Source organism: Micromonospora sp. D75 (assembly GCF_018070405.1).
In the GTDB taxonomy this organism is placed as follows: domain Bacteria; phylum Actinomycetota; class Actinomycetes; order Mycobacteriales; family Micromonosporaceae; genus Micromonospora; species Micromonospora chalcea.
Genome location: NZ_JAGPXV010000673.1, coordinates 1 through 3,067, shown reverse-complemented (window position 1 = coordinate 3,067; position 3,067 = coordinate 1). Strand labels below are relative to the sequence as shown.

The window sequence follows — 3,067 nt, the reverse complement described above, 5'->3', positions numbered from 1 at the left end:
TACCCACAAGCCACGCCGCCTTCGTCACCTGGGCCATGATCCACGTCATGGTCACCCGCCTGGCCCGACACACGAAACCGGCCCAGGCAACCCACACCTGAGCCGGAATCTCAAACACTCACTTAACACGCGCTGTCAGGCGTCCATGCCACGCAGGACCAGCGGCACGCGGGTCGCGCCGCCGGTGACCACCCGGACCGGCACGCCCCAGTCCTGCCGCGTCAGGTGACAGGCCGCGTGCTCCACATCGGCGTCGCAGGTCGCCGCCTGGGCGGTCACCTGCAGCACCCCCTGCGCCACGTCGCCGCTGACCACCAGCTTGCGGGACAGGTCGGTGGTCGTGCCCGCGCCCTCGACCAGCAGCTCCGGCGGGGACGCCGAGACCACCAGCCGGGTCGACGGCCCGTACGTCTCGTCGAGCTTCTGCCCCGGCGCCGGCGTGAAGATCACGTCCAGGGTCAGCTCCCCGGCTGCCACGTCGGTCGGCTTGCGCTCCAGCCGGTGCCGGGGGCCGTCCACCGTGTTCGCCCCGGCCGACGTCAGCGCGCCCGGCGCCAGCCGGGTCAGCCGGTGCGCGGCCGACTCGACCACGAGCACGTCGCCCTCGCCGGTCAGCACCAGGTCGCTCGGCTCGGCCAGCCCGTCCGCCACGGTGCCCACCTGGCCGGTCTCCGGGTCGAAGCGGCGCACCGCCCCGTTGTACGTGTCGGCGATCAGCACCGAACCGTCGGGCAGCGCGCACACGCCCAGCGGGTGCTGGAGCAACGCCTGGTCGGCCGGGCCGTCGACGTGCCCGAAGTCGAACAGGCCCTGACCGACTGCGGTGTGCATCACGCCGCCTTCGACCCACCGGATCGCGCTGGTCTCGCTGTCGGCCACCCAGAGCCGTGTCCCGTCGACGGAGACGGACAACCCGGACGGCTGGGCCATCCACACGTCCGGCAGCGGGCCGTCGCGCAGCGCCTCGACTGTGGTCCCGGCGTACATGCCGGCGGTCCGCTTGATCGGGTCGAACCACCAGAGCTGGTGGATGCCGGCCATGGCGACGATCACCCGATCGCCGTACCAGGCCACGTCCCACGGGGACGACAGGTCGACGGCGCGGGCGTCGTGCGCGTGGTCGTCGACGGTCGAGCGCCACTGCCGCCCGGTGCCCGCGATCGTGACCACCTCGCCGGACGACAGCCGTACGCCGCGCAGCAGGTGGTTGACGGTGTCCGCGACGACCACGTCGTAACCGGCGACCTCGGCCACGTGCGGCGGCAGCAGGCAGAGCCCCTGCGGCTCGGCGAACGTGGCGGCGGAGGCCGGGCCGTCCGTACGGCCCCGGGAACCGGCGCCGATGCGGCGCACCACCGTCTCGCCGTCGGCGGCCAGCTCGACCAGTGAGTGCCGGGCCGAGTCGCTGACCAGCAGGTTCCCGCCGTCGAGCGGCAGCGCCTTGCCGGGGAACCGCAGCACGGTGTCCGGCTCGGCCGGCGGCACGTACGGGCCCTCGCCCCGGTGCAGCGTGCCCTTCGCCTCATGGGTGGCGATCAACTCGTCGATCAGCCGCGCCAGCCCTTCGGCGTGCCCCTCGCCGGCCATGGTGGCGACCACGTAGCCCTCCGGGTCGACCACGGCCAGAGTCGGCCACGCCTTGGCCGCGTACTGCTGCCACATGTCCATGTCGGCGTCGTCGAGCACCGGGTGGTGCACGCCGTACCGCTCGACGGCCGCGGCCAGCGCCGCCGGGTCCTTCTCGAGCTCGAACTTCGGCGAGTGCACCCCGATCACGACCAGGACGTCGCCGTACTTCTCTTCGAGCGGGCGCAGTTCGTCCAGCACGTGCAGGCAGTTGATGCAGCAGAAGGTCCAAAAGTCCAACAAGACGATCTTGCCGCGCAGGTCGGCCAGCGTGACGGCCTTGCCGCCGGTGTTCAGCCAGGCCCGACCCCGCAGTTCCGGTGCCCGTACGCGCGCGCTCATGCCCCCATCGTGCCGCACCGGCCGGGTGCGCTCGCGGCGAACCCGGGGTGAACAGAGGCACACCGGAACGGCGCGGAGCGCCCACCCGGTGAGGGGTGGACGCTCCGCGGGCGTGTGGTTACTGGCCGGCCGGCTTCAGGCAGAGCACTCGGGTGGTCCCGCCGTTCTCGACGGAGACGGTGGGCTGCGTCAGATCGGCGCACTTGTCCTTGTTGTCCACCTTCGACACCACGCTGAACGCGCCCTGCTCACCGCAGTCGGCGGGAACGGCGGTCTCGCCGGACTGCTTGACGCAGGAACCGACCGCCGGGTCGAAGCCCGCCGGCTTGTCGTCGCCGACCTTGCCGAGCAGCGTGAGCAGACCGAGCGGTACGGCGAGGATGAGCACCGCCGCGATCAGTACGGCGGCGAGCACCCGTCCGTTGCGTACCTTCGGCGGGGGCGCCTCGGTCTGCGGCTCGGCGGCGTCCGGCTTGAACGCGTCGAACCGGCCCTGCTCCGGCTCACCGGACGGCGCGTCCTGCGACCAGGCCGGCGGGGCCTGCTGTGCCGGGAAGGGGCTCGTCTCGCCCGGCCGGCCCTGGCCGGGCACCGCGACGGAGGCGCGCCCACCGGCCGGCGGGCCGAACTGGTCCGGCTGGCCGCCGAACGGCTCGGGCCGGCCGGCCGGGCTGCCGAACGCATCCTGGCGGCCGCCCTGAGGGCCACCGAACGGGTCCTGATGGCCGCCGGGCGGGCCGAACGGGTCCGGGCTGCCACCCGGGGTGCCGTAGGGGCTCTGCGGGCCGTCGAACGGGTCCCGGACCGCGCCGGGCTGCTCGCCGCCCGGGTGCACCCCGTTGGCGGGGCGGGTGTTGGCGGGCGGGTCCATGAAGGACGGCACACCGGCCGGGAACGGCGGCGGCGCGGCCGGCGAGGACGGCGGCACGGCGGCGTACCCGTGCGGCCCGTCGGCGTCCTCGGTCCGGGACTGCGGGCCGGGGAAGCCGTTGTCCGGGCCGAATCCGGACGGCCCGTCCTGCTCGGGGAAGCCGTGACCGTCCTGCTCGGGCGTGTCCTCGGGCTCCGGGCGGGCGGGCCGGCCGTACACCCGGGGCTG

General features: G+C 74.0%; 1 protein-coding gene and 1 pseudogene. Both read right to left on the bottom strand.

What is annotated here, in order from left to right; translation table 11 throughout:
- Positions 1–135: 135 nt before the first annotated feature.
- Positions 136–1,968 carry an NHL domain-containing thioredoxin family protein gene (locus tag KBX39_RS27475; RefSeq protein WP_210873259.1) on the bottom strand — a complete coding sequence of 611 codons (1,833 nt, stop codon included), beginning with the start codon at positions 1,966–1,968 and terminating at the stop codon, positions 136–138.
- A gap of 118 nt (positions 1,969–2,086) precedes the next feature.
- Positions 2,087–3,067, bottom strand: a pseudogene (locus KBX39_RS27470) (hypothetical protein); the annotation flags it as partial.